The sequence below is a fragment of the Microbispora siamensis genome, assembly GCF_016863095.1.
In the GTDB taxonomy this organism is placed as follows: Bacteria; Actinomycetota; Actinomycetes; order Streptosporangiales; family Streptosporangiaceae; genus Microbispora; species Microbispora siamensis.
Genome location: NZ_BOOF01000001.1, coordinates 321,180 through 345,760 on the forward strand (window position 1 = coordinate 321,180; position 24,581 = coordinate 345,760).

Consider the following 24,581-nt stretch of genomic DNA (forward strand, 5'->3'; position numbering starts at 1 on the left):
GGGAGGGCGTCAACGGTCGTTCTGGCAGACCGAGCAGGGAGTGAGGCCGGCCTCGTCGGCCTCGGCCCGGGTCATGGTCTCGATGCCCGAGTCGCCCATCCCGCTGATCAGAGGGCAACCGGCCTCGTGGTAGCGCCGCGTGCCGACCATGACCCGCACTTGGGTGTCCCCACCCGCGGGCGGCTCCGTCGCGTCGGCGGTGCGGTCCTCTCCGGGCCCGCTTTCGGACTCGTCGCGGTTGTCTGCGGTCTCGCTGCCGTCCTCTTCGGCGCGGGCCGCCGCGGCGCCGTCACCCTTGCCGGCGCCGTCCTCCTCGCGGGCGGCGCCGGAGTCACCGCCGGGCCGCTCGCCCGTCTTCCCCGCGCTCTTCTCGGTGCTCTTCTCAGCGGTGTTCTCGGGGGTGTTCTCAGCGGTGTTCTGGGCGGCGGGTGCAGGGCCGGAGGTGGAGCCGGCCGAGGCCGCGGATCCGGCGCGCCCGGATCCGGGGGTCTCTGCCGGCTCCACCGGCTTTCCGCTCCCCGCACGCGAGTGCGTGGGGGCGTCCTCCGGACCGGACGCGGCTTGCGCGTCCACGGCGCCGGAGTCGATCTGGTCGTCACGGGCCTGCTCGTCGTCCGCCCCGGAAGAGGTGGCCTTCCGCGGCGAGGCCGCAGCCGCACCGGGAGCCTTGTCCCCGGCCGCGGGTCCATCGGACTCGCCGTCCCCCGACGACGGGGGTTCCTTCGCCGTCTCCCCCGCGGTCTTGGACCGTGCGGGGTCCCACGGCAGGGGGACCCTGCCGGGCCTGAACCAGTCGTGCTCCGCGGTGTCGGTCAGAGAGTCGTCCGTCTCGTCGTCCGCCCGGCCCGACGCCGATCCTGCCGCCGGCGGAGACCAGGCCGGTGCGGACCATGACGTGGCAGAAGGCCAGGACGGCGCGGAGGATCCGGACGACGCCTCTGAAGACTCGGTGGAGGACGAGGAAGGCGAGGACGGCGGCGTGGAGGCGGCAGGCGGCGCCGTCTCGGCACCGGACTCCTGCGGCCCGCCCCGGCCGAACCAGTTCACCGGTGTGTGCCCGTCGCTCTCGGCCTCTGCGTCGGCCTCGGAGGCCGTGTCGCGCGCCGGACCGTCCTGCTCGTCCGCTTCGCCAGCGTCGGCGGTCTTGCCGGGCGTCTTTTCCGCCGCCTCACGGGGCTCTTCGCGCGCTTCGTCATCGGACGACTGGGGGCCGGACGATTCTGGGGCGGACGACTCGGGCAGGCGCGGCCCCGGGACGCCGGGCTGAGGGAACCGCGCGACGGGCGGCTCGCGATCAGCGGGCGTGGTGGGACGGGGCGGTTCCTGGCCGGTCGTGCCAGAGGTTCCGGCCGAAGGCGTGGCGGTCGTGGGAGCGGCCTCCGCGCGCAGGCTCTCGTCGCGGGCCGTGTCGTCGCGGGCCGTGTCGTCGCGGGATGGGGCCTCCTCCGGCTCCGCCGTACGGGTGGAGATCTCGGGGAGACAGGTGGTGCAGGGGGTGAAGCCCTCCTCGCGGGCCTCCTCGTGCGTGAGCTCCTCGGTCTCACGCCCGGCGAGCTGGCGGCAGGTGGCCAGATGGAAGCGCTTGCGCCCGGGGATCACGAGGACGATCGCGTCGGGGGCGAGGCCGCGGCCGGAACCGGCCGGCGGCCGCGTGATCGGTCCCGTCCGCTGGGGCGGCGGGGGCGGGAAGGTCTGCGGGGGCAGTGCCCCGTGATGTGTGACCGGCGGTGCCGCCACCATGGGCGTCGCCACCGGATGCGCCGGTGCCCCGGCGAGGGCTCCGCCGTACGCCCCGCTCACGGCACCGACGTGCGCGAGCTGGGGCACGGACGAACCCTGGGGGGTGGGAGCGGTTCCCTCGGCGGCACGCCCACCGGCAGGGAACAGCTCGTGGCGCCTCAGCAGTGCCCCGATCAGCAGGCAGACCGCCGACAGCACGCTGACGACGATCGACCACATCACGAGAGGGGGCGTCCCCAGCACGACGCCCGCGATGAGCAGGACGATTGCGGCGAGGACCAGTGCGGCACTGATGAGGATCACGGGGGGTTCTCCGAGCTATCGGGTCCCTGCGGGGACCCGCCACTTCTTACCGGCGGTCGTTGTGGGGGCCGTCGGGTCCGGGGAAGGCGCCGGAGTGCTGCGAGGGCTCCTGGCCGAACGGGTTGGGGGCTGCGGTCATCTGCTGAGAACCGGGGGCGACGGCGTGGGCCATGGCCGGGGCGGCGCCCACGATCGGGAAGCCTCCGCTGCCCTCACCGGCGACGTTCAGCTCGGCGAGCTGGTTCTCCAGGTACAGCTTGAGACGGCTGCGGTACTCGCGCTCGAAGCTGCGCAGCTCCTCGACCTTGCGCTCCAGCTCGTCGCGGGTCTGGACGAGGGTGCCCATGGCCTGGCGGTGCCGCTCCTGGGCGTCGCGCTCCAGCGTCTCGGCGCGGGCGCGGGCGTCGCCGATGATCTGCTCGGCCTGACGGCGGGCCTTGCCGAGGATGTCGTCGGCCTCGCGCCGGGCGCGGGTCACGGTCTCGTCCGCCTCGCGACGGGCGTCGGCGATCGCCTGGTCGGCCGTCTGCTGGGCGAGGGCGAGCACGCGGGCCGCGGTGTCCATGTTGTCCTCGGCGGGCGGGAGGCCCATGCCGACGGGCACCGGCTCGGGACGGGCCGGCTCCGGAGGCTTGATCGGCTCCGGCTGGGGGGCCATCATCTCGGGCTTCGGCTCGGCCACGGGAGCGGGCGCCATCTGCATGGAGCCGGGCATGCCCATACCCCCGGGCACCTTGCCCCTGAGGCACTCGGCCAGCTTCGCGCGGAGTTCCTCGTTCTCCTGGATGAGGCGGTCCAGCTCGGCCTCGACCTCGTCGAGGAAGGCGTCGACCTCCTCCTCGTCGTACCCCGGCCTCAGCCGGGTGGTACTGAACTGCTTGTTCCGCACATCAGCGGGCGTCAACGGCATTTGGGTCTCCTTGGCGCGCTTGGAGTCTGTCCGGTCGGACGGTACCCGATCAACGAAGCGCGTTCACGACTTGGATCAAGACCAAAACCACAATGAACAGCACTGTGAAGCTCAGGTCAAAGGCCACCGTACCCAACCTGAGGGGCGGAATGAAACGGCGGAGGAACTTGAGAGGCGGGTCGGTCACTGTGTAAACAACCTCCGCCAGCACCAGGACGACCCCTGTGGGCCGCCAGGCGCGGGCGAACGCCTGCACCGTATCTATGATCATTCTGCCGATCAGCAGAACCAGGAAGAGGGTCAGGGCGATGACCAAGATCTCGCTAATGATCCCCACGGTCGAGCCCCGCCTCCCCTCGGTCCAGCCGCCCTCGGGCCGCACGGGCACCGCTCAGCCGGTCACTGTTCATGTATGGAACTCTAGCTCTGGTTGAAGAAGCCGCGTTCCGCGATTCTGGCCTTGTCCTCGGCGGTCACCTCAACGTTGGCGGGGGACAACAGGAACACCTTGTTGGTAACACGTTCGATGCTGCCGTGTAGGCCAAAGACGAGACCTGCCGCGAAATCGACAAGGCGCTTGGCGTCGCTGTCGACCATCTCTGTCAGATTCATGATGACCGGCGTGCCCTCGCGGAAGTGCTCGCCGATCGTCCGCGCCTCGTTGTACGTGCGGGGATGCAGGGTGGTGATGCGCGCCAGATCGGTCGTACGGCGCTCGAGCACGGTGGTGGGGGGACGCGGGGCGGGGACGGCCGTCTCGGTGTCGTCCTCGCGCTCCAGGGGCCCCGAGTGCGTGCCGGAGGGCCCGGCGAAGCCGCGCCGCGGCGACTCGTACTCCTCGTCGCCGTACTCCTCGTCGGTGCCGTACTCTGCCGCGTACCTGTCTTCGTAGCGGTCGTCCTCCACGAGACCGAGGTAGACCGCCATCTTGCGCATCGCGCCGGCCATCGCTCGTCGTCCTCCGCGTTACTGGTGCCTTCAAGGTCCCTTTGGAAGGCCAGGGCGGTAGCCGTACCCCCCTTGGAGCTCACCGCTGATCGACCTCTACCTGAGCGCGGACACCATGGTCCACTTGGGGGACATTACCTGACGAAGGGCTTTCTGCGGCCGAGCAACGCCGTACCGACTCGAAGGTGTGTCGCGCCGTTCGCCACAGCTTGGGGGATGTCTCCACTCATTCCGGCCGATATCACATCGGCGGCGGGGTGTTCCTCGCGGACCCGCTCGGCGACGGCCCGCAGCCGGGCGAACGCGGCGGCCGGGTCCTCCCCCAGCGGGGCGACCGCCATGACGCCCCGCAGGCGCAGCCCCTCCGCCTTCGCGACGAGCCCCGCGAGCGCCGGCACCTCCTCCGGCGCGGCGCCGCCCCGCCCGATCCCGCCCTCTCCCGGTGCGGCGTCGAGGGCGACCTGGATGAGGCAGTCCACCTCGCGCTCCGCGCGTACGGCCTCGCGGCTGAGCGAGTCCACCAGCCGGGGGCGGTCCACCGAGTGGACCATGTCGGCGTAGGAGACGACCGAGCGGACCTTGTTCGTCTGTAACTGACCGATGAAGTGCCACGTGAGGCCGAGATCTGCGCAGTCGGCCGCCTTGGCCGCCGCCTCCTGGTCGCGGTTCTCGCCGACGTGCGACACGCCCAGCTCTGCGAGCAGCCGCACGTCGGAGGCCGGGTAGGTCTTCGTCACCGCGATCAGCGTGATCTCCGACCGCGACCGGCCCGCGGCCCGGCAGGCGTCCTCGATGTGCCGTTCCACCCCGGCCAGCGCCGCGGCCAGTTCCTCGCGCCGGTCACCCACGGACCGCGCCTCCGGCCGTACGGATGTCCGGCGTCACTTGAGGAAGTCCGGCACGTCGAGCTCCTCCTCCTGCTCCTCGAAGACCACGGGACGCCGGGGGCCCGGCTGCGCGTTCCTGGAGGTGATCGGGGTCGGCGGCTCGGGAGTGGGGCGCGGGATCGACAGCGGTCCGGTCGCACCCTGGTCGCGCCCGCCGTCGGCCGCCTCGCGCGGGAACGGCGTGACCGCCTCGGCCTGCTGGGCCTGGGGCGCGGACGCCGTCTGCGACGCCGCCTGCTGGACCGGCTGGCTCGCGGGCTGGGCCTGCGGCACCGGGTTCGCCGGGAGCGCGTTCACCGGAAGCTGGGTCACCGGCGGAGCCGCGGGCTGCACCGGCGCGGGAGCAGGTGCGGGCGCGGGCTGCGCCGCGCTGCTCACCGGACGCACGGGCGCGGGCTCCACACGCGGCTCCGGCTTGGCCGGGGCGGGCGCGGGACGGGCCGCGGGCGCGGGCGCGGGCGCGGGCTGCGCCGGACGGGCCGCCTGCTGGGGCCGCGACAGCGGCGCGGCCACCGGCTTGGCCGGCGCGGGCTCGTCGAACCCGGCCGCGATGACCGTCACCCGCACCTCGTCGCCGAGCGCGTCGTCGATGACCGTACCGAAGATGATGTTGGCGTCGGGCGCGGCGGCGTTGCTGACGAGCTGGGCCGCCTCGTTGATCTCGAACAGACCCAGGTCGGAGCCGCCCGCGATGGACAGCAGCACGCCGTGGGCGCCGTCGATGCTCGCCTCCAGCAGCGGGCTGGAGACCGCCATCTCGGCGGCGGCGACCGACCGGTCGTCGCCCCTGGCGTGGCCGATGCCCATGAGGGCCGAGCCCGCGCCGGACATGACCGACTTCACGTCGGCGAAGTCCAGGTTGATCAGGCCGGGCGTGGTGATGAGGTCGGTGATGCCCTGCACACCGGACAGCAGCACCTGGTCGGCGGCCTTGAACGCGTCGAGCACGCTCACCTGGCGGTCGGAGATCGACAACAGCCGGTCGTTCGGAATGACGATCAGCGTGTCGACCTCCTCGCGGAGGGTCTCGATGCCGGCCTCGGCCTGCATGGCCCGGCGCTTGCCCTCGAAGCTGAAGGGCCGGGTGACGACACCTATCGTCAGCGCGCCGAGCGAGCGGGCGATGCTGGCCACGACCGGCGCGCCGCCGGTTCCGGTGCCGCCGCCCTCGCCCGCGGTCACGAAGACCATGTCGGCGCCCTTGAGGACCTCCTCGATCTCCTCCCGGTGGTCCTCGGCGGCCTTGCGGCCCACCTCGGGATTGGCGCCCGCGCCGAGGCCCCGGGTGAGCTCGCGTCCCACGTCGAGCTTCACGTCGGCGTCACTCATCAGCAGCGCCTGGGCGTCAGTGTTTATGGCGATGAACTCGACGCCCTTGAGTCCCTCCTCGATCATCCGGTTGACGGCGTTCACTCCGCCGCCGCCGATGCCGACGACCTTGATGACCGCGAGGTAGTTCTGCGGTGCTGCCACGACGAGGGGCCTTTCCGCTCGTTTGCGTTTCATGCGGGCAGGGCCCGCCGTCTTCTGAACTCTCACCCTCAAGTTGAGATTTAGAGTTATGTCAACCTGAGGATTGATACGGACAGTAGGGTTGCGCGTCCCCCAGGGTCAACTAACCGCGCCGCAAGGCCGTCCGGCGTGTCGCGCGCTGTCCTATTCGCACGATGCCCTGCTCCGGGGCGGACCCGGATCATGTGTTCACGGCCCGTGAGATATCTCACTTGACCGTCACCACCTGCGGCGAGCTGACATCGTAGCTGGTTCCCGGCTTGGCGAGGGCGGCGAGCAGGACACGTCCCTTCTGCGCCGAGCGCCCCGCGTCCCCCCACAGGACCGTACGGCCGTCGGTGAGTTTGAGCGTGATCGACCGGGGCGAGGCGACGCGCAGCTCCCGCAGGCGCTCCAGGACGCTTTCCGGCAGCGCCCGCAGCACGGTGAGCCCGGCCCTGGTGGCGGGGTCGTCCACGGCGGCCCGCTGGACGCGCAGCACCGGCAGCCGGGGCGGGGCCACGGTCACCTGCTGCAGGACGACGCCGTACCGGTCGATCACCGCGGTCGTCACGCCCATGGGCACGGCGGCGGCGGGGACGCGCTCGACCACGTTGATGCGCAGCGTTCCCGGCCAGCCGCGGTCGGCCGTGGCCGACTCGACCTCGCGCATCGCCCGCACCCGCCGTTCGACCTCGGCGAGGTCCACCGTGGCGAGCGGCGTGCCGGTACGCACCCCCGCGGCCTGCCGCAACTGCTCGGCGGGGATCCGGCTGTTGCCGGTGACCTCGACCTCCCGCACGCCGAGGACGGGCGAGAAGAACACCACCCACGTGGCGACGCCCACCACCCCGCCGGTCAGCAGGGTGGCGAGGGCCGAACGCCGGACGGCCCGCCTCACCGGTCCCCCACGCTCCGGGTCACGGTGCGGATCAGGGTGCGGATCACGGGCCGGATCACCGGGCGGACAGCTCCGCGACGATCTTCGGGCCGAGTTCCGTCACGTCTCCCGCGCCCATCGTCAGCACGATGTCCCCGGCACGGGCCCGGCCGGCGACGAGCGCCGGCACGGCCTGCCGGTCGGGCGCGTAGACGACCCGCTCGCCGGGAAGCGGGATCTTCCCCGCGACCAGCGCGCCGGAGACCCCGGGCTCGGGGTCCTCGCGCGCGCCGTACACGTCCAGCACGACCACCTCGTCGGCGAGGCCGAGCGCCGCGCCGAACTCGTCGGCGAAGAACCGGGTGCGCGAGTACAGGTGCGGCTGGAAGACCGCGATGACCCGGCCGTCGCCGGTCACGACGTCGCGGGCGGCGCGCAGGTCGGCGGTCAGCTCGGTCGGGTGGTGGGCGTAGCTGTCGAAGACCGTCACGCCCGCGGCCTCGCCCTTGGACTCGAACCGCCGCTTGGCCCCGGTGAAGGCGGCCAGGCCCTCCTTGACGTCGTCGAAGCGCAGGCCGAGGTGGAGCGCCACGGCGATCACCGCGGTGGCGTTGAGCGCGTTGTGCCGGCCCGGCACGGCGAGGCGCACCTCGCCTCGTCCCGGTCCCCCGGGCGCGGCGGGGCCGAGCTCCACACCGAACTCCACGCCGAGGCCGCGCGGCACCACGTCGGTCGTGCGCAGGTCGGCGCCGGCGCTCTCGCCGTACGTGACGACGGTGAGGCCGCGCTCCCGCGCGACGGGCACGAGGGCGGCGGCGCCCGGGTCGTCGGCGCACACCACGAGCAGCGACTCGATCCGCTCGACGAAACGCGCGAAACTGTCGTGGACGGCCTGGGGGTCGCCGTAGTTGTCGAGGTGGTCGGCCTCGACGTTGGTCACCACGGCGATGCGCGGCGCGAGCATGAGGAACGAGCCGTCGCTCTCGTCGGCCTCCGCCACGAACACCTCGCCCGCGCCGTCGTCGGCGCCGAGCCCGGTCGTCACGAGCTGCCCGCCGACGCAGTACGACGGGTCCTCGCCGCACTTCTGCAACGCCACGGTCAGCATCGAGGTGGTCGTGGTCTTGCCGTGCGTGCCGGCGACGGCGATGCCGGTGCGGCCGGTCATGACCGAGGCCAGCGCGGCGGCACGCGGGATCACCCGCAGGTTCTGCCGCAGCGCCTCCCCCAGCTCGGGGTTGGAGTCGCGGATGGCGGTGGACACCACGACCGTGTCCACGTCCTTGATGTGGGAGGCGGCGTGGCCGACGTGGATGACGGCGCCCAGCTCGCGCAGCTCGGCCAGCAGCTCGGAGGGCCGCGCGTCGCTGCCCGACACCGGCACGCCCCGCTTGAGCAGGATCCTGGCGATGCCGGACATCCCGGCGCCGCCGATGCCGATGAAGTGCACCCGCCCCAGGTCGGCCGCAGGGACGGGATCCACGAGCTTGACGAGACTCATCGGTGAGCGATCTCCAGCACCTTGCGGGCGAGCGCCATGTCGGCGTCCTTGCGGCCCATCCGCGATGCGGCCTCGGACATCGCGACCACGCGCTCGGGGTCGTTCAGGATCGGCAGCAGCGTCTGGACGATCCAGGCGGCCGACAGGTTCGCGTCGTCGACCATCAGGCCGCCCCCGGCCCGCACGATGGGCTCGGCGTTGAGGCGCTGCTCGCCGTTGCCGTGCGGCAGCGGCACGAACGCCGCGGGCAGCCCCACGGCGGTGAGCTCGGCGCAGGTCATGGCGCCCGCGCGGGACAGCACGAGGTCGGCGGCGGCGTAGGCGAGGTCCATCCGGTCGACGTACGGCAGGATGACGTACTGCGGGTCGCCCGGCGGGGGCTCCACCTCGACGGTGTTCTTGGGCCCGATCACGTGCAGCACCTGGACGCCCGCCGCCCGCAGGTAGGGCGCGGCCTCCAGCGCCGCCTGGTTGATCGAGCGGGCGCCCTGAGAGCCGCCGAACACGAGCAGCGTCACCCGGTCGGACTCCAGCCCGAAGTACGACCGCGCCTTGTCGCCCATCGACAGGCGGTCCATCATGCTGATCTCGCGGCGCAGCGGGATGCCGATGTACTCGGCGTTCGGGAGCACGGCGTCCGGGTGGCCGGTGAAGACGTGCTCGGTGAGGCGGGCGCCGAGCCGGTTGGCCAGGCCGGGCCGGGGGTTGGCCTCGTGGACCACGATCGGCACGCCGCGCCGCCGGGCGCCGAGGTAGCCGGGCGTGGCGACGTACCCGCCGAAGCCGACCAGGACGTCCGCGCCGACCTTGTCGAGGATGCCCGCGGCGCTGCCGATGGCCCCGGCGAGGCGGCCGGGCACGGTGAGGAGCTGAGGGCTGAGCGAGCGGGGCAGCGGCACGGCGGGCACGAGTTCGAGCTCGTAGCCCCGGGCGGGCACCAGGCGGGTCTCCAGGCCGCGCTCGGTGCCGAGGCAGGTGATGCCGATCCTCGGGTCGAGCCGGCGAAGCGCGTCGGCCAGCGCGAGCGCCGGCTCGATATGGCCGGCCGTCCCGCCGCCGGCGAGGACCACCCTCATGTCACTCCCTGTTCTCGCGGATGTTCTCGCGGATGTTCTCGCGGATGTTCTCGCGGACGTCTTCGCGGATATTGCCGCGGACGTTCTCGCGGACGTCTTTCCGGATTTTGTCGCGGATGTTCCCGGATCCGTTCCCTGTCGTTCCTCTTCGTGCCGTCCGCGGCCGTGCGGCCTGCTGCCGGGCCGCTGCCCGCGAGGCCGCGGGCCGCCGCCCGGCGCGGTTCAGGCCAAGCCAGCTTAGAGCCCGCGCGACCGGTCCCGGGCCACGGGCGGCCAGCGCCTCGGCCGCTCCGGGCTCCTGCTTGGCGAACGACACCAGCATGCCGAGCGCGGCGAGCGTCGGCAGCAGCGCCGATCCGCCGTACGACACCAGGGGCAGCGGGATGCCGGTGACCGGGAGGACCCCGATGACCGCGCCGATGTTGACGACGGCCTGCCCGGCGATCCAGGCGGTGGCGGCGGCGGCCGACAGCCGGACGAAGGGGTCCTTCGTCCGGATGGCGATGCGCAGCCCGGCATAGCCGAGCAGGCCGAACAGCGCGACCACGACGAGCGTCCCCATCAGCCCGAGCTCCTCGCCGATGATGGAGAAGATGAAGTCGCTCTCGGCGTGGGGCAGATAGTTCCACTTCTGCCGGCTGGCGCCCAGCCCGATGCCGAACCAGCCGCCCGACCCGATCGCCATGAGCCCCTGGACGGACTGGAACCCCTCGTTCTGCGCGGTGTCCCACGGGTGCAGGAAGCCGGTCAGCCGGTCGAGCCGGTACGGCTCGGCGATGATCATAGTGGCGGTCGCCAGCGCGAGCAGCGCGAGGATCCCGCCGAACAGCCGCACCGGCGCGCCGACCACCCACAGCAGCGCCAGGAAGATCATCATGAGCACGAGCGTGGTGCCGAGGTCGCGCCCGAGCATGACCAGGACCGCCAGCAGGGCCACGCCCGGCATGAGCGGGATCAGCAGCTGGCGCCATTCGATGCGGCCGGCGCGCGCCCGCGTCGCCAGCAGGTCGGCGCCCCACAGCACCAGGGCCAGCTTCGCCGGCTCAGACGGCTGGACCGAGAACGGGCCGATGACGATCCACCGCTGGGCGCCCAGCAGCTCCTGACCGAGGAAGATGACCATCAGCAGGCCGAGGATCGCCAGGCCCATCAGCGGATAGCCGGCCAGGCGGAAGAACCGCTGCGGCAGCCGGGAGCAAACCCACATCAGGGGGAGCCCGATCGCCACCGACGTGACCTGCTTGAGGAACCAGTAGAACGGGTCGCCGGTCCGCTGCAGCGCCTCGATGCTCGACGCCGACAGCACCATCATCAGCCCGAGCGCCAGCAGCAGCGCGCTGCAGCCGAGCACCAGGTGGTAGGACGTCAGCGGGCGGCCCAGCAGCTCGCGCAGCGCGGCGAGCTGGGCGCCGGCCCAGCCGACGGGCTCGGGCCCCCGGCGCTCCGCCTTCCGCGCGGTGGCGGCGCCGGCGGAGCCGGTCGCGGGGCCCGTCACCGGGCCGCCAGCCGCTGCACGGCTCGGGCGAACGCCTCCCCACGCGCTCCGTAACCGGCGAACATGTCCAGTGACGCCCCGGCGGGGGCGAGCAGCACGGTGTCACCCGGGGTGGCGAGCCGGGCGGCTTCGGTGACGACACGGTCCATGACCCCAGTGTCTTGCCCGGGCACGTCCACCACGGGGACATTCGCGGCGTGTCGCGCCAATGCGCGGCGGATCACATCCCGGTCGGTCCCCAGCAGCACCGCGCCGCGCAGCCGGGGCGCGGCCTGCCGTACGAGGTCGTCGACGTCGGCGCCCTTGAGCTGGCCGCCCGCGATCCACACGATCGACTCGTAGGCGGCCAGGGACGCGGCGGCCGCGTGCGGGTTGGTGGCCTTGGAATCGTCCACGTAGTCGACCTCGCCGACCCGGGCCACGTGGGCGATCCGGTGCGGGTCGGGCGTGAACTCCCGCAGGCCGCGCCGTACGGCCTCGGGCGGCACGCCGTACGCGCGGGCCAGGGCGGCGGCGGCGAGCGCGTTGGCGACGTTGTGGGGCGCGAACGGCCGCACGTCGGCGAGGCAGGCCAGCTCCTCCGCCGAGGTCGCGGGGTCGGCCACGAAGGCCCGGTCGACCAGCAGGTCCTCCACGACGCCCAGTTGCCCCGGCCGGGGCACGGCGAGTGTGAAGCCCACCCGAGAGGCGTACGGCTCGGCCAGGCGGGACGACCACGCGTCGTCGGCGTTGTAGACCACCGTCCCCGCTCCCGCGTAGACGCGCGCCTTGGCCGCGGCGTACTCCTCCATCGAGCCGTGCCAGTCGATGTGATCGGGCGCCACGTTGAGCACGGCCGCCGCGAGCGGGCCCAGGGTCGAGGACCAGTGGAGCTGGAAGCTCGACAGCTCCACGGCCAGCACGTCGTACGGCCCGTCGACGGCCTCCACGATCGGGACGCCGACGTTGCCCACGGCCACGGCCTTGTGCCCGGCGGCGGACAGCATGGACGTGAGCATGCGGACGGCGGTGGTCTTGCCGTTGGTGCCGGTCAGCGCCAGCCAGGGGGCCGCGGGCTCCTGGCGCAGCCGCCAGGCCAGCTCGACCTCTCCGATGACCTCGACGCCCGCGTCCGCGGCGGCGACGAGCAGCGGGTGCGTGGGGCGCCAGCCCGGCGAGGTGACCAGGAGCGAGGTCCCGGCGGGCAGGGCGGGCTCGCCGAAGCGCACCTCCACGCCCAGCTCGGCGAGCTCGGCGGCCGTCGCGCGCTGCCGCTCGCCGTCCGCGGCCTCCAGCACGGTCACGCGCTCGCCGCGCGCCGCCAGGGCCCGCGCCGCGGCGGCGCCCGACACGCCGAGGCCGGCGACGACGACGTTCACTGTTTCGGCATCCATTCGAGGTAGAACAGACCGAGACCGGCGGCGACGCACAGGGCGGCGATCAGCCAGAAGCGCACCACGATGGTCGTCTCGGCCCAGCCCGACAGCTCGAAGTGGTGCTGGAGCGGCGCCATCCGGAACACGCGTCTGCGGGTCAGCTTGAAGGACCCGACCTGGATGATCACCGACATTGTGATGATCGCGAACAGGCCGCCCAGGATGACGAGCAGGAGCTGGGTCCGGGTGGTGAAGGCCAGACCGGCGATCACGCCGCCGAGGGCCAGCGAGCCGGTGTCGCCCATGAAGATCTTGGCGGGCGGGGCGTTCCACCACAGGAAGCCCAGGCAGGCGCCCAGCACCGCCGCCGCGACCACCGCCAGGTCGAGCGGGTCTCGCACCCAGTAGCAGTTGGGGCCGAAGCCGACCGTCGTGCAGCTGTTGCGCAGCTGCCAGTTGCCGATCAGCACGTACGCCGCGAGGACCAGGCAGGTGGCGCCGGAGGCCAGGCCGTCGAGCCCGTCGGTCAGGTTCACCGCGTTCGAGAAGCCCACGATGAAGAACACGACCCAGATCATGAAACCGATGAGCCCGATGGACGGCCCGATGTCCCGCAGGAACGACACGTGCGTGTCCGCCGGGGTGACGGCGTAGGCGTTGGGGAACCGCAGGACCAGCACCGCGAAGATCGCGCCGACGACGAGCTGCCCGCCCGCCTTGGCGCCGCTGCGCAGGCCCAGGCTGCGCTGCTTGTAGATCTTGATGAAGTCGTCGAGGAAGCCGACCGCGCCGAGGCCCGTCATCAGGAACAGCACCAGCAGTCCCGATGCCGTCGGAGGGTCGGTGGCGGCCGAGAAGACGGTCACCCCGTGGGCCACGAAGTAACCGATCAGCGACGCGATGACGATCACCGTGCCGCCCATCGTGGGAGTGCCCTTCTTGTCGTAGTGCCCCGACGGGCCCTCCTCCCGGATGTTCTGGCCGTAGCCCCTGCGGGCGAACAGCCGGATGGCCAGCGGCGTGCCGACCATGGACAGCATCAGCGAGATCGCCCCCGCGATGAGGATGTTCCTCACCGGGCGTCACCTCCGAGGATCGCCTCGGCGACCCGCTCGAGCCCGGCCGCACGCGGCCCCTTCACCAGCACCACGTCGCCCGGCGCGAGCCGGTCCGACAACTCCCGAGCCGCCGCCGCGGCGTCCGGGACGTGGATCGCGCCGGGCGCGCCCCGCAGCACCGGCTCGGCGTCCTCCCCCACGACGACGACGGCCTCCAGGCCCGCGCCCGCGGCCAGCCGCCCGAGGTCCTCGTTCAGCGCCGCGCTCTCCTCGCCCAGTTCGCGCAGCGCGGCGATCACCGCGAACCGCCGCCGCCCCTCCCCCATCACCGCGAGGCTGCCGAAGGCGGCCCGCATGGAGTCGGGGTTGGCGTTGTAGGCGTCGTTGATCACGGTCACGCCGTCGGGCCGCTCGCTGACCTCCATGCGCCAGCGGCTGCGCGGCTCGGCCGCCGACAGCTCCTCGGCGATGGCGGCCGCCGGCAGCCCCAGCTCGTGCGCGGCGGCCGCCGCGGCAAGGGCGTTCTCCACGGTGTGCGCGCCGTACAGGCGCAGCCGGACCGGGGCGGTGCCGGACGGCGTGCGCAGCGTGAACGAGGCGCGGCCGGTCGCGTCGAGCGTCTCGTCCTCCGCCTGCACGTGCGCCTCCGGCGAGCGCCCGAAGTAGGTCACCCGCGCGCTCGTACGGCCGGCCATCGCGCGCACCAGCGGGTCGTCGGCGTTGAGCACGGCGACCCCGTCGGCGGGCAGCGCCTCGACGAGCTCGCCCTTGGCCTGCGCGATCGCCTCCTTGCCGCCGAACACCCCGAGATGCGCGGTGCCCACGTTGAGCACGACGCCGATGCGGGGCGGGGCGATCCTCGCCAGGTAGGCGATGTGGCCGACGCTGCGCGCGCTCAGCTCCAGGACCAGGAATCCGGTGGTCTCGTCGGCCTTGAGCACAGTCAGCGGGTGGCCGATCTCGTTGTTGTACGAGCCGACGGGGGCGACCGTGGGGCCGAGCCGGGCGGCGAGACCGGCCAGCAGGTCCTTGGTCGTGGTCTTGCCCGCGGATCCGGTCACCCCGACCACGGTCGTGCCGGGCAGCTCCGACAGCACGGCGGTGGCGAGCGAGGCCAGGGCCGCGAGCGGGTCGGCCACGATCACGGCGGGCGCCTCGACGGGCCGGGTGGCGAGGACGGCGACGGCGCCGGCGTCGTGGGCCTGCCGGGCGAAGTCGTGCCCATCGGCCCGTTCACCCTTGATCGCCACGAACAGCGAGCCCGGTCCGGCCGCCCGTGAGTCGATCACGACGGGCCCCCGGACCACGGCCGCGGGGTCGGCCGCCCCGTTCAACGCTCCGGACGTGATCTCGGCGACCCGGGCCAGCGGCAACGGGATCATGGTGTCTTTCCTGCTCTCTTTCGCGTCGCTAACTCGGCCGCCAGGGCACGGCCCGGCATCGGCTCACGCATCGGCGGCCTCCCGCGCCGCCCGCCGCGCCCGGCTCCGCTCCGCGATGGCGGCGGCGGCCACCTCGCGGTCGTCGAAGGGAATGACCTCGCCCCCGACATACTGCCCCTGCTCGTGCCCCTTGCCGGCCACAACTACCACATCTCCGGGGGCCGCACCGCCGACGGCCAGGCGGATGGCTGCCGCCCGGTCCGGCTCCACGATTACGTGGGCCCGCTCCTGGACAGGTACCCGCAGCGCGCCCTCCAGCATCGCGGCGAGGATCGCGAGCGGGTCCTCCGTACGAGGGTTGTCGCTGGTGAACACGGCCAGGTCGGCGAGGCGGACGGCGGCCTCGCCCATCATCGGGCGCTTGCCGCGGTCGCGGTCGCCGCCGCAGCCCAGCACGATCACCAGCCGGCCGCCGGGCCCGTCGTCGAGCACGGCGCGCAGCGAGCACAGCACCGACTCCACCGCGCCCGGCTTGTGCGCGTAGTCCACGATCACCTGGACGTCGTCCGCGCCCGGCACCCGCTCCATCCGGCCCGGCACGCCGGCGAACTCGCCGACGCCGGTCACCGCGGCCTGCAGCGGGACCCCCGCCTCCACCAACGCCACCAGCGCGCCGAGCGTGTTGGCCACGTTGAACGGGCCGGGCAGGGCCACCGACACCTCGGCCTCGACCCCGCCGGGACCGACCAGGCGGAACGCGCTGCCGGCCGCGCCGAGGCGCACGTCCTCGGCGCGCCAGTCGGCCTCCGGCGCCCCGGTGGCGGAGAACGTGGTGATGGGGATCTTGGCCATGGCGGCCAGCTCCCGTCCGTGGGCGTCGTCGATGTTCACCACGCCCGCCCGGCTGAACTCGGGGGTGAACAGGCGCGCCTTGGCCGCGAAGTAGTCGTCCAGGTCGCGGTGGAAGTCCAGGTGGTCCTGGGAGAGGTTGGTGAAGATCGACACGTCGTAGAACAGGCCGTCCACGCGGCCGAGGGCCAGGGCGTGGCTGGAGACCTCCATGGCCGCCGCGCTCACGCCCCGCTCGCGCATCAGCGCGAACAGCCCCTGCAGGTCGGTCGCCTCCGGGGTGGTCAGCTCGGGGGTGAACCGCACGTCGCCCGCGCGGATCTCCACGCCGCCGACCAGGCCGGTGCGGTGACCCGCCGCCCGCAGTCCCGCCTCCAGCAGGAACGTCGAGGTGGACTTGCCGCTGGTGCCGGTGACGCCGATGAGCGTGATGCCGGCCGCCGGCTTGCCGTACACCCAGGCGGCCACCTGTCCGAGCACGGCCCTCGGGTCGGGCACGACGAGCACCGGCAGCCCGGTCGCGACGGCCCGGTCGCGGCCCTCCTCGTCGGTCAGGATCGCCGTCGCGCCCGACGCCAGGGCGTCGCCGGCGAACTCCGCGCCGTGCCGGGCCTTGCCGGGCACGGCCACGTACAGGTCGCCGCGCCGCACCCGGCGCGAGTCGAGGGTGATGCCGGTGACCGTGCCGCGGACCGCCCGCGCTCCGGGCGACGGGACGGCCGACGACGTGCCGAGCAGGGACGCCAGCGCGGACAGCGGACGGGCCTGGACGGCCTCGGGACGCATGGACGACGGGGAACGCACGGCGAGAGCGTACCCCCCTCCGTCGCTCACCCCGGCCACTCCGGCTCCGGTCACTCCGCCGTCACTCCGACGGGCGAAGGACCATCGCGGGCGCCTTCGTACCGGTCGGAGGGATCTTCCTGTTCTTCAACGCGAAAGTCATGACGTCCTTGAACACCGGGGCGGCGACGGCGCCGCCGTAGTGGCCTTTCTTCGGATCCTGGATGACCGCCAGGGCCATCAGCCGGGGCTGGTCCGCGGGGGTGAAGCCGACGAACGTGGCGGTGTACCCGCAGTATCCCGCGCACTTCTCGTCGTACCGCATGGCGGTGCCGGTCTTGCCCGCGACACGGTAGCCCTCGATGGAGGCCTCCTCTCCCGTGCCCTCGTGGCCCACCGCGGCCTCCAGCATCAGCGCGATCTTCTTGGCGGTGGTCTCGCTGATCACCCGCGTGCTCTTGGCCGCGGGGCTGGGGACGAACGCGCCGTGCTCGTCGGTGGTGCCCGCCACGATCGAGGGGGTGATCCGCACTCCACCGTTGGCGATCGTCTGGTAGACGCTGGCCATCTGCAGCGCGGTGACCGAGATGCCCTGGCCGTAGGCGATCGTACAGCGCTGGCTGCCCGACCACGTCTGCCACTGCGGCAGCAGGCCGGCCTGCTCGCCGGGGACCTCCGACCCGCTGCGCGCGCCGAATCCGAAGGACCGGAACATGTCGTACAGCCGCTGGCTGGAGATCTTGTCGGATACCATGATCGTGCCGACGTTGCTCGACTCGGCGAGGATCCCGGTGAACGTGAGCGGCTCGGGCTTGTGCGGGTGGGCGTCCCTGAGCTGCCGGTCGGCGCACTGGATGTGGTCGGGCACGCGGAAGACGGTGTCGGGGGTGACCACGCCCGCCTCCATCGCCGCCGCGGCCGTGATCACCTTGTTGGTGCTGCCGGGCTCGAACACCTCGGACGCCGCGCGGTTGGCGCGGTCCTCGGCCGGGGCCGACTGCCAGTCGTTGAGGTTGGCCTGGGGCGCGTTCGCCATGGCGAGGATCTGCCCGGTCCGCACGTCCATGACGATCACGCTGCCGCTGCGCGCCCCCGTCGCGCGGACCTGCCGGTCCAGCGCCTGCTCCGCGGCCCACTGGATGTCCCTGTCGATGGTCAGCCGCACGTCCCGCCCGGGCACCGGCGCCTCGCGCTGGCTGCGCGTCATCGGGATGCGCTGCCGGTTCGCGCCGAGCTCGACGCTCTGCTTGCCGTCCTTGCCCGCCAGGAGGTCGTCGTACGCGCTCTCCAGGCCCTCCAGGCCCCTGCCGTCGACGCCGACGAAGCCGAGCAGTCCGCCCGCGAGCGAGCCGCCGGGATAGAGGCGGCGGTAGGTCTCCTTCATGCCCACGCCCTTGAGCTCGAAGCCCATGATGCGCTTGGCCCGCGGCGGCTCCACGTCGCGGGCCAGCGGGATGTACCGCTGGGTGGTCTTGGCCAGCGCGGCGGAGATCTCCTCCTTGGGCTTGTTCAGCTCCCGTGCCAGCGTGGTGGCGACCAGGTCGCGCTTGTCCGCGTCCACGTCCTTGGGGTCGACGTAGATCTCCCTGGCCTCGACCGTCACGGCGAGGTCGTGGCCCCCGGCGTCGGTGATCGAGCCGCGCCGCGCCGGCAGCGTCTCGGGCCGTACGCGCTGCTCCGCGGCCCTGGCCTGGAGCACCTTGGAGTCGAAGCCCTGGAGCTGGACCAGCCGGCCGGCGAACAGCGACAGCACGATCGCCATCACCACGAGCGCCGCCCTCAGCCGCCGGACGGGGTTGCCCAGCCGGAGCACGGCAGGCGGACGAGGCGGACCCGGAGGCCCCGAAGAACGCTGTGGACCTGGAGAACGCTGCGGACCCGGCGGGCGCTGGGGGCGCGACGGAGCGCCGCCGGTGCGGGGACGGCCCACGCCGGTCCCGCCCGTCCCGCCGGGCGCGGGCGGCCGCGGTACGCCGGTCCTGCCCGGGGCCCCTGCCTTCGCCGGAGCGCCGTCTCCGGGGGCGCCCGGTGTCCCCTGGGCGCCGGGCCTGCCGGGAGCCCCGGACTTTCCCGGGACGCCGGGCCTGCCGGAAGCCCCGGCCTTCCCGGCAGCGCCGGGCTTTCCGGGAGCACCGTGCTTTCCAGGGACACTGGGCTTTCCGGGGGCATCGGGCTTTCCGGGAGCGCCGGGCTTTCCGGCAGCGCCGCGAGGACGCCCCTCACCGGGGGCCGGGTGCTGCGCGACGACGCGGCGCGGACCGCCGCCGGGCATGCCGGGCTCGCCCCTTCGCGGGGCGCGAGCGGGCGGAACGGGCCCGCCCGGCGCGGACCGGCGCCTGCCGGGCGACTCTCCGGTGCGGCCGTTGCGGGCATCGTCGCGCCCGCCGTCCGCCCGGCCGCCGCCCTGCCTGCCTCCGCCTTCCTGGGCGCCGCCGGGCCGGCCGCGCCGGGGCGGGCCGCCCGTCGCGTCGTCCCGTCCGGGGTCATCGGAAGGCCTGCCGGGGCGGCCGGGCCTCGGCGGCCCGTCCTGGCGGGACGGCCGCCCCGGGGAGCCCGGGCTCCTCCTGTCACCGCCCGGGCCCTGGCCACCGCCTCGCCCGCTGGGACCCCCGCGGCCGGGACCCGGGTTCCGGCCGCTGTCTCTCACCGGTCCGTGCCCTCCTTCTGGGCCTGCTCCTGCGCCGCGTCGCCCGTCTTGATGAACTTCGGCGCGGACGTGTCGGGGTCGAGGCCCTGCGCCCTGGCCTGATCGCCCAGCGGGCCCGGCTGCGTCCACTGGCGGAGCTGGTTCTCCTGCTCCGCCGCCTGCTCGTGCAGCTCGTCGATGCTCGACCGCAGGTCGCTCAGCCTGAACGAGTCCTGCGCGAGGACCGTGTTGAGCAGCAGCAGGGTCACCAGGCCGCCGCACATGAGGCCCACGACGAGCAGCACGAACGGCGCACGCGGCGGCCGCCGGAACGCCCGCCGCGCCATTGTGGCACGCACGCTCGCCGCCGTCCGGGTTTCCGGGCCGCCGCGCGGGGCGCGCCGCGGAGCGGGTGCGACCTCGGTGAGGCTCCGGGCCTCACGGGACGGCGCTGGGCGGGTGGCCGTACGGGATGCGGCCGTGCCGGAAGTGGCGGGGGTGGAGGTGGCAGGGGCGGCCGTACGCGCCCGGGCGCCGTCGCGCTTCGGGGCCGCGACGGATCCGGCGGACGCCGCCGGCGCGCCACCCGGCCGGGCGGCCGCGGCCGCCTCACCCCGGCGCGCGTCCGAACGCGCCTTCCGGGACGCCGGGGCCGCCTCACGGCGGAGCCGGCCGTCCGCGCCCGGCCGGGGAGCCGGGACGGCCTCGCGCGCGCGGTCGTCGCCCGCCGTGGGCGCGCCGGGGCGGACGCGGCGCTTCTCCGGAGCGGCGACGGCCTCGCCCGCCGTCGCGGCGGTCCGGCCCGGCGTGCGGCCGGGCACGCGCGGCGGCGCGGCCGTGCGCTCGGCCGCCCTCCTGCTCTCCTGCTCTGTCCTCATCCCTCGCGGATCCTCTCTGCCGCCCGCAAGCGGGCCGAGGCCGCCCGCGGGTTGCGGGCCACCTCCTCGTCGTCCGGGAGCTCCGCTCCCCTCGTCAGAAGGCGGAACCGGGGCTGGTGAGCCTCCAGGGGGACCGGCAGCCCGGGAGGGCTGGTGTCCTTGGTTCGCGCCACGAGGACCTGCTTGGTGAGCCGGTCCTCCAGGGAGTGGTAGGCGAGCACGACCACGCGCCCGCCCAGCGCCAGCGCGTCGAGCGCGGCCGGGAGCGCGTGCTCGAGCGCCGACAGCTCTCCGTTCACCTCGATGCGCAGCGCCTGGAACGTTCTCTTCGCCGGGTTGCCCCCGGTCCGCCTCGTGGCGGCGGGTATCGCCGCGCGGACCAGGTCGGCAAGCCGTTTCGTGCTGGTGATGGGGTCCTTGGCGCGCTCCTTGACGATGAGGTTCGCGACGCGTGCCGCGAAGCGCTCCTCGCCGTAGTCGCGCAGGATGCGAGTGAGGTCCGCGGCGGAGTAGGTGTTCACGACGCGCTCGGCGGTGAGCTCCTGCTCGCGGTCCATCCGCATGTCGAGGGGGGCGTCGTAGGAATAGGCGAAACCGCGCTCGGCCTCGTCGAGCTGAGGGGAGGACACGCCGAGGTCGAACAGCGCGGCGTTCACGCGGGGCCGTCCGGCGTCACGGAGCACGTCGGCCAGTTCGTCGGAGACGGCGCGCACCAGAGTGATCCGGTCCGCGTACGGCGCGAGCCGGGCGGTGGAGCGCTCGATGGCGGTGGGGTCGCGGTCGATGCCGACGAGGTGGAGGGAGGGATGGGCGGCGAGAAGCGCCTCGGCGTGCCCGCCGAGACCGAGGTTGGCGTCCACGGCCACCGGCTCCGGTCCGGACAGTGCCGGAGCGAGCAACTCCAGCACGCGATCGAGCATGACCGGAACGTGACCACCCGGCTGACCGGGCTCGTACGACAACGCTTCCAACCCCCATTTACGCCGCAGTACTCGCGGATTCGCGGCTGTGCCGCCGGTGACTACCCAACGGACCCCCACCCATGCCGGTTCCCGGAGAATCGGAGAACCGACCCGTCCGGCCAGGTCCCCATCCGCGTCGCCGGCCGTGGCGTCTGACACCGGGGAAGGTGCATCAGCTGCCACATGGGAGCGGGTGGAGACCTCGCCGAACGTCACCGACGGGTCAATTGATCAAAAGGAAAAGGACCGATCTACAGAATCCCGGGCAGCACCTCCTCCGACAGGTCGGAGAATGCCTGCTCCTGAGCCTCCAGGTAGGTGTCCCATGCCTGGGCGTCCCAGATCTCCAGTCGCGTGTTGGCGCCGATCACGACGCAGTCACGTTCCAGCCCGGCGTAACGCCGCAGCGTCTGGGGAATCGTGATGCGTCCCTGCTTGTCCGGCACCTCGTCGGACGCACTGGCGAAGAAGACACGGCTGTAGTCGCGGACCGCCTTCGCCGTCACCGGAGCGGTACGCAGGGCCTCGGTGATGCGCTGGAACTCCTCTACGGGGAAGACGTAGAGGCAGCGCTCCTGGCCTTTGGTGATCACCAGACCCTCCGCCAGCTCCTCGCGATACTTCGCCGGCAGGAACAGCCGTCCTTTGTCGTCGAGGCGCGGGTGGTGGGTGCCGAGGAACACCGGACCCACCTCCTGTGCCTTGTGGAGCGCTCAGCGCTATAGCCCCTGCCCTCCACTGCGCACCACCATACTCCACTTCTCCCCACCGTCAACTGATTCTGAACGTGTCGGCATTCAAAATCGGCGGCGTTTCCGCAGGTGAAATGGAGTGGGTCGGAGTGGGGCGCCGCGCCGCCCCCCGGCCCGCGCACGGGCGTGTCGGCGCGCCGGAAACCCCGGTCCCTACGGGGTTCCCGGGGGCGGGCGGGAGCCCGGTGGAGGGAAGTGGAGCGCGCCGGGGGCGCCCCGGCTTCACGTGTCACGGGATTCGGACGAACGCGCCACGCGACCGTGAAGAGACGCCACAACACTGTGGGCAGTTCACCCCGGATTTCTGGACAAAGTCGCCCTGGAACCACAGGGGACATAGGGTCGGTACACAGAATGGAAAAGGAACGTTTAATGCCCCATTCTCGGGGACGCACCCTCATGGAGGCCTGGTGGCAGTAACTCCCGACGTCACCGATGCTTCAGCCCGGCTCGAGGATCTGATCGACACCGCCCACCGGATCCGCAACTCGATCGAATCGGTGATCGAGGGCAAGAGCGACGTCGTCCGCCTTACTCTCACCGTGCTCCTGGCGGAGGGCCACCTGCTGATCGAGGACGTGCCCGGCGTGGGCAAGACGATGCTCGCCAAGGCCCTGGCGCGCTCGATCGACTGCCCCGTCAAGCGCGTCCAGTTCACCCCCGACCTGCTACCGAGCGACATCACCGGCGTCAGCGCGTACAACCAGCAGACGCGGGAGTTCGAGTTCAAGCCGGGACCGGTCTTCGCCAACATCGTCGTCGGCGACGAGATCAACCGCGCCTCCCCCAAGACGCAGTCCGCCCTCCTGGAGTGCATGGAGGAGCACCAGGTCACGGTCGACGGCGTGACCTACGCGCTGGAGTCGCCGTTCATGGTCATCGCGACGCAGAACCCGATCGAGATGGAGGGCACCTATCCCCTCCCGGAGGCGCAGCGCGACCGCTTCACCGCCAAGATCGCGATGGGGTATCCGGAGCAGGCCGCCGAGCTGGAGATGCTCGACGTGCACGGCGCCTCACAGCCGCTGGACAAGATGGAGCCGGTCGCGACCACGGCCGAGGTCGTCGCGCTGATCCAGGCCGTCCGCGCGGTCTACGTCTCCCAGCCGGTCAAGCGCTACGCCGTCGACATGGTGGCGGCCACCAGGCACTCCCCCGACCTGCGGCTGGGCGCCTCCCCCCGGGCGACGCTGCATCTGGTGCGCAGCGCGCGGGCCCACGCCGCGCTGTCCGGCCGCGACTACGTGATCCCGGACGACCTGCAGGACCTGGCCGTCCCCGTGCTGGCGCACCGCCTGCTGCCGAGCCTGGAGGCGCAGGGGCAGCGCCGCCTCCCCGAACAGCTCGTCGGCGAGCTGGTGCGGCGCGTCCCCGTCCCCGACGCCAAGTAGCGGACGCGAGTGAGCCGGGCGCACGCCCGGCGATGTGACTGTTAGCAAGTGACGGAGGGCCCATGAGCGGGCTGAAGGCTCTGACCCCGCGGGGACGCTCGTTCCTCGCCTCCGGCGTGGCGGCCCTGCTGTGCGCCCTCGTCCTCGGGGAGCAGGATCTGCTGCGCGTCGCCGTACTGATCACCGCGATGCCGTTGCTCGCGTCGCTGGTCGTGGCGCGCACGCGTTACCGGCTGGCCTGCGCCAGGCGGCTGAGCCCGGCGCGGGTGCAGGCCGGCGAGGACAGCACGGTCACCCTGCGGCTGGAGAACATCACCCGGCTGCCCACCGGGCTGCTGCTGGTGGAGGACACCCTGCAGTACGCGCTGGGCACGCGGCCGAGGTTCGTCCTCGACCGGATGGAGTCGCGCGGCGTCCGGGAGATCGACTACAAGGTGAGCTCGGACCTGCGCGGGCGTTTCCCGATCGGGCCGCTCTCGGTGCGGATCGCCGACCCGTTCGGGCTGGTCGAGCTGACCCGCTCGTTCACCATCACCGACACGCTCGTGGTCACTCCCGAGGTGGTGCCGCTGCCGCCGGTGCGCCTGTCGGGCGAGTACAGCGGCGGCGGCGACAGCCGTACGCGGTCGGTCGCGGCGGCGGGCGACGACGACGTGGCGCCCCGCGAGTACCGCCAGGGCGACGACCTGCGCCGGGTCCACTGGCGCTCGACCGCGCGGCGCGGCGAGCTGATGGTCAGGCGCGAGGAGCAGGAGCGGCAGAGCCGGGGCGCGCTGCTGCTCGACACCCGCAGGCACGCCCACCGGGGCGAGGGGCCGCGCTCGTCGTTCGAGGTCGCGGTCTCCGCCGCCGCGTCCATCGGCGTGCACCTGTCCGCGGAGGGGCTCGCGCTGCGCCTGGTCACCGACCAGGGCGCGCGGCACGTGGTGGACACCGGCCAGTCGTGGTCGCTGCTGGACACGCTCGCCGTCATCCGGCAGAGCACGGCGCGCTCGCTGGAGCACGGCGTCGGCGCGCTGCGCCAGGGCGGCGGGGAGGGGCTGATCATCGCGGTCCTCGGGGCGCTCGACCCGGAGGAGGCCCTGGCTCTCGCCCGGCTCAGGCATTCGGGCGTGACCGCCGTCGCGGTCCTGCTCGACCTCGCCTCCTGGGACGGCGCCTCCTGGGACGCCGTCGCCGCGGAGAACGCGCGGGCCGCGCGGTCGGTGCTGACCGGCGGCGGGTGGCGGGTGCTCGACCTGCCCGCCGGCGCCTCGCTCGCCGGCGTGTGGCCGGAGGCCGGAAACAACAGGAGCGCGGCCTGAGCCGGCCGCT

The 24,581-nt window shown here is 73.2% G+C and carries 20 protein-coding genes; 2 read left to right on the forward strand and 18 right to left on the reverse strand.

The genetic code is table 11. From position 1 onward, the window contains the following. Positions 1-9: 9 nt before the first annotated feature. The 18 genes from Msi02_RS01425 to mraZ form a co-directional block, all read right to left on the reverse strand. Positions 10-2,043: a hypothetical protein gene (locus Msi02_RS01425; protein ID WP_204046692.1), complete on the reverse strand. Its 2,034-nt coding sequence runs from the start codon at positions 2,041-2,043 to the stop codon at positions 10-12. Positions 2,044-2,089: 46 nt separating this feature from the next. Then, positions 2,090-2,953: a DivIVA domain-containing protein gene (locus tag Msi02_RS01430; protein WP_204046693.1), complete on the reverse strand. Its 864-nt coding sequence runs from the start codon at positions 2,951-2,953 to the stop codon at positions 2,090-2,092. A gap of 49 nt (positions 2,954-3,002) precedes the next feature. Next, positions 3,003-3,290: a YggT family protein gene (locus tag Msi02_RS01435; RefSeq protein ID WP_030509057.1), complete on the reverse strand. Its 288-nt coding sequence runs from the start codon at positions 3,288-3,290 to the stop codon at positions 3,003-3,005. Positions 3,291-3,373: 83 nt separating this feature from the next. Further along, entirely contained in the window at positions 3,374-3,901 is a 528-nt protein-coding gene (locus Msi02_RS01440; RefSeq protein WP_079318306.1) for a cell division protein SepF, read from the reverse strand. 134 nt (positions 3,902-4,035) lie between these two features. Next, positions 4,036-4,749, reverse strand: a complete 714-nt coding sequence (locus Msi02_RS01445; protein ID WP_204046694.1) for a YggS family pyridoxal phosphate-dependent enzyme — start codon at positions 4,747-4,749, stop codon at positions 4,036-4,038. 33 nt (positions 4,750-4,782) lie between these two features. Further along, entirely contained in the window at positions 4,783-6,261 is a 1,479-nt protein-coding gene (gene ftsZ / locus Msi02_RS01450) for a cell division protein FtsZ (protein ID WP_204046695.1), read from the reverse strand. A gap of 247 nt (positions 6,262-6,508) precedes the next feature. Next, positions 6,509-7,180: a cell division protein FtsQ/DivIB gene (locus tag Msi02_RS01455; RefSeq protein ID WP_079318301.1), complete on the reverse strand. Its 672-nt coding sequence runs from the start codon at positions 7,178-7,180 to the stop codon at positions 6,509-6,511. 55 nt (positions 7,181-7,235) lie between these two features. Next, positions 7,236-8,660 (reverse strand): UDP-N-acetylmuramate--L-alanine ligase, encoded by a 1,425-nt coding sequence (gene murC, locus Msi02_RS01460; RefSeq protein WP_204046696.1) that lies wholly within the window; start codon positions 8,658-8,660, stop codon positions 7,236-7,238. Further along, the gene (murG, locus tag Msi02_RS01465) at positions 8,657-9,736 is read right to left on the reverse strand and encodes an undecaprenyldiphospho-muramoylpentapeptide beta-N-acetylglucosaminyltransferase (RefSeq protein WP_079318297.1); all 1,080 of its coding nucleotides are present in this window, start codon (positions 9,734-9,736) and stop codon (positions 8,657-8,659) included. The genes murC and murG overlap by 4 nt, the downstream gene beginning before the upstream one ends. 1 nt (position 9,737) lies before the next feature. Next, positions 9,738-11,231 (reverse strand): putative lipid II flippase FtsW, encoded by a 1,494-nt coding sequence (gene ftsW / locus Msi02_RS01470; protein ID WP_204046697.1) that lies wholly within the window; start codon positions 11,229-11,231, stop codon positions 9,738-9,740. After that, on the reverse strand, positions 11,228-12,604 hold the full coding sequence (gene murD, locus Msi02_RS01475; protein ID WP_204046698.1) for a UDP-N-acetylmuramoyl-L-alanine--D-glutamate ligase: 1,377 nt from the start codon (positions 12,602-12,604) through the stop codon (positions 11,228-11,230). The genes ftsW and murD overlap by 4 nt, the downstream gene beginning before the upstream one ends. After that, positions 12,586-13,662 carry a phospho-N-acetylmuramoyl-pentapeptide-transferase gene (gene mraY, locus Msi02_RS01480; protein WP_079318295.1) on the reverse strand — a complete coding sequence of 359 codons (1,077 nt, stop codon included), beginning with the start codon at positions 13,660-13,662 and terminating at the stop codon, positions 12,586-12,588. The genes murD and mraY overlap by 19 nt, the downstream gene beginning before the upstream one ends. Then, the gene (locus Msi02_RS01485; RefSeq protein ID WP_204046699.1) at positions 13,659-15,026 is read right to left on the reverse strand and encodes a UDP-N-acetylmuramoyl-tripeptide--D-alanyl-D-alanine ligase; all 1,368 of its coding nucleotides are present in this window, start codon (positions 15,024-15,026) and stop codon (positions 13,659-13,661) included. The genes mraY and Msi02_RS01485 overlap by 4 nt, the downstream gene beginning before the upstream one ends. A gap of 63 nt (positions 15,027-15,089) precedes the next feature. Beyond that, complete coding sequence (locus tag Msi02_RS01490; protein ID WP_204046747.1) at positions 15,090-16,661, reverse strand: UDP-N-acetylmuramoyl-L-alanyl-D-glutamate--2,6-diaminopimelate ligase; 1,572 nt, start codon at positions 16,659-16,661, stop codon at positions 15,090-15,092. A 79-nt stretch (positions 16,662-16,740) separates the two neighbouring features. Then, positions 16,741-18,471: a peptidoglycan D,D-transpeptidase FtsI family protein gene (locus tag Msi02_RS01495; RefSeq protein WP_239108006.1), complete on the reverse strand. Its 1,731-nt coding sequence runs from the start codon at positions 18,469-18,471 to the stop codon at positions 16,741-16,743. Positions 18,472-19,301: 830 nt separating this feature from the next. Further along, positions 19,302-20,162 (reverse strand): cell division protein FtsL, encoded by an 861-nt coding sequence (gene ftsL / locus Msi02_RS43810; protein WP_204046700.1) that lies wholly within the window; start codon positions 20,160-20,162, stop codon positions 19,302-19,304. After that, positions 20,159-21,082, reverse strand: coding sequence for a 16S rRNA (cytosine(1402)-N(4))-methyltransferase RsmH (gene rsmH, locus Msi02_RS01505; protein WP_204046701.1), 924 nt, complete (start codon positions 21,080-21,082; stop codon positions 20,159-20,161). The genes ftsL and rsmH overlap by 4 nt, the downstream gene beginning before the upstream one ends. 293 nt (positions 21,083-21,375) lie before the next feature. Next, the gene (gene mraZ, locus Msi02_RS01510; protein WP_079318531.1) at positions 21,376-21,807 is read right to left on the reverse strand and encodes a division/cell wall cluster transcriptional repressor MraZ; all 432 of its coding nucleotides are present in this window, start codon (positions 21,805-21,807) and stop codon (positions 21,376-21,378) included. Between the two features lie 479 nt (positions 21,808-22,286). Between mraZ and Msi02_RS01515 the strand changes: the two genes are divergently transcribed. Together Msi02_RS01515 and Msi02_RS01520 are read left to right on the forward strand one after the other, a co-directional pair. Further along, entirely contained in the window at positions 22,287-23,267 is a 981-nt protein-coding gene (locus tag Msi02_RS01515; RefSeq protein WP_079318529.1) for an AAA family ATPase, read from the forward strand. 62 nt (positions 23,268-23,329) lie between these two features. Continuing rightward, positions 23,330-24,571 (forward strand): DUF58 domain-containing protein, encoded by a 1,242-nt coding sequence (locus Msi02_RS01520; protein WP_204046702.1) that lies wholly within the window; start codon positions 23,330-23,332, stop codon positions 24,569-24,571. The last annotated feature ends 10 nt before the right edge of the window (positions 24,572-24,581 follow it).